The sequence below is a fragment of the Pseudomonas sp. 5Ae-yellow genome, from assembly GCF_014077575.1.
Lineage (GTDB): Bacteria > Pseudomonadota > Gammaproteobacteria > Pseudomonadales > Pseudomonadaceae > Halopseudomonas > Halopseudomonas neustonica.
This window is the reverse complement of record NZ_JACGWE010000105.1, coordinates 1-1,430: the sequence shown is the minus strand read 5'-3', so window position 1 is coordinate 1,430 and position 1,430 is coordinate 1. Positions and strand designations below refer to the sequence as shown.

The window sequence follows — 1,430 nt, the reverse complement described above, 5'->3', positions numbered from 1 at the left end:
GTTAAGCGCGTGGTCGATTACAACGTCAAGGTTCGCGTCAAAGCGGATAACTCCGGCGTCGATCTCGCCAACGTCAAAATGTCGATGAACCCCTTCTGCGAAATCGCTGTAGAAGAGGCCGTTCGCCTGAAAGAAAAAGGCATCGCGACTGAAGTCATCGCTGTCACCGTCGGCCCGACTGCGGCCCAAGAGCAGCTGCGCACCGCACTGGCACTGGGCGCTGATCGCGCTGTGCTGGTCGAGTCTGCCGACGACCTGAGCTCGCTGGCCATCGCCAAGCTGCTCAAGGGTGTTGTCGATAAAGAACAGCCCCAGCTGGTCATCCTCGGCAAGCAGGCTATTGATTCCGACAACAACCAGACCGGCCAGATGCTGGCTGCACTGAGCGGTTACGCGCAGGGCACCTTCGCTTCTGAAGTCACCGTTGATGGCGAGCACGTCAAGGTCATCCGTGAAATCGACGGCGGTCTGCAGACCGTTGATCTCAAGCTGCCGGCCATTGTTACCACCGACCTGCGCCTGAACGAGCCACGCTATGCGTCGCTGCCCAACATCATGAAGGCCAAGAAGAAGCCGCTGGAAACCCTCAAGCCGGAAGACCTGGGCGTTAACACCAGCTCTACCGTGACCACCCTGAAGGTTGAAGCTCCGGCCGCACGCAGCGCCGGCATCAAGGTCAAGAGCGTCGACGAACTGGTCGATAAACTCAAGAACGAAGCCAAGGTGATCTAAATGACGATTTTGGTTATTGCTGAACACAACAATGCCGAGCTGAACGCAGCCACCCTGAACACCCTGGCTGCGGCCGCGGCGATCGGTGGTGACATCGATGTACTGGTTGCTGGCGAAGGTTGCTCCGCTGTTGCTGACGCCGCTGCCAAGGCTGCTGGTGTAAGCAAGGTACTGCTGGCTGATAACGCCGCTTACGCGCACCAGCTGCCGGAAAACATCGCGCTGCTGGTTGCCGAACTGGGCAAGAACTACAGCCACATCCTGGCTGCCGCCAGCACCAACGGTAAAAACTACCTGCCGCGCGTTGCTGCGCTGCTGGACGTTGATCAGATCTCCGAGATCATCGCGGTTGAAAGTGCTGACACCTTCAAGCGTCCGATCTATGCCGGTAACGCCATTGCCACCGTGCAGTCCAGCGCTGCAATCAAGGTGATTACTGTGCGTCCGACAGGCTTTGACGCCGTTGCAGCCGAAGGCGGCAGCGCCAGTGTAGAAGCGGTTGCTTCTGCGCAAGACGCAGGTGTTTCCAGCTTTGTGGGTGAAGAGCTGGCCAAGTCTGACCGTCCTGAGCTGGCCGGTGCCAAGATCGTCATCTCTGGCGGTCGCGGTATGCAGAATGGCGACAACTTTGAAATGCTGTACAAGGTTGCCGACAAGCTGGGCGCTGCAGTAGGTGCATCACGTGCCGCGGTTGACGC

At 58.7% G+C, this 1,430-nt stretch carries 2 protein-coding genes; both read left to right on the top strand.

From position 1 onward, the window contains the following. Positions 1 to 732 (top strand): electron transfer flavoprotein subunit beta/FixA family protein (locus tag H4J77_RS19425; protein WP_182250100.1); only part of this gene is annotated, 732 nt, incomplete at its 5' end. Further along, positions 733 to 1,430, top strand: a 698-nt coding sequence (locus H4J77_RS19420) for an electron transfer flavoprotein subunit alpha/FixB family protein (RefSeq protein WP_182250098.1), incomplete at its 3' end; no start/stop codon positions are given.